The sequence below is a fragment of the Pseudomonas sp. S4_EA_1b genome (genome assembly GCF_016307435.1).
GTDB lineage: Bacteria > Pseudomonadota > Gammaproteobacteria > Pseudomonadales > Pseudomonadaceae > Aquipseudomonas > Aquipseudomonas rhodesiae.
The window spans coordinates 1-513 of sequence record NZ_JAEILC010000171.1 but is presented as its reverse complement, the minus strand read 5'-3'; the positions used below and the strand labels follow the sequence as shown (position 1 = coordinate 513).

Below are 513 nucleotides of genomic sequence, written 5' to 3'. Positions count from 1 at the left end.
TCGGGAAACTCGGTGGGTGGGGTCGCGGTATTTTGCCAAATCAGAAAGTCTTTTTCAGAGTTTCCCTAGGCTGACAAGCCAAGCGCTGGATCGCAACCATCCATCACCTTATCCAGCTAGATCTGCCTCCTCCAATAAGTGCCGCACAAATCCCGGCGGGTGCAGATTTCCGGGAGGTTTGCGCCAGATCAGTTGGAGACGCTTTTCAAGCCCCGGGATGGGAAGAGCTACCAGCGCGCCACTGCGAACTTCGTCTTGTACTGCGGAAGCCATCACCAACGACACGCCGAGTCCCGCCCTCACTGCTTGTTTGACTGCCTCGGTGCTGCCTAGCTGCATACCGCTGCGAGGCACGCCCAGTTCGCCAAAGTATTCGGTCAGAAGCCGTCCGGTACCGCTACCCGGTTCACCTCCCAGCATCGGCAGGTCCACCAGACGATCACGTTCTATGCACCCTGCTTCAGCCAGCGCATGGTCGGGGCTGACGATAAGCACCAGCGGCTCGACCCGCCA

At 59.1% G+C, this 513-nt stretch carries 1 protein-coding gene; it reads right to left on the bottom strand.

Translation table 11 applies throughout. The features are described 5' to 3' along the window. Positions 1-108 precede the first annotated feature (108 nt). Positions 109-513, bottom strand: a 405-nt coding sequence (locus YA0848_RS34595; RefSeq protein ID WP_232925254.1) for a LysR substrate-binding domain-containing protein, incomplete at its 5' end; no start/stop codon positions are given.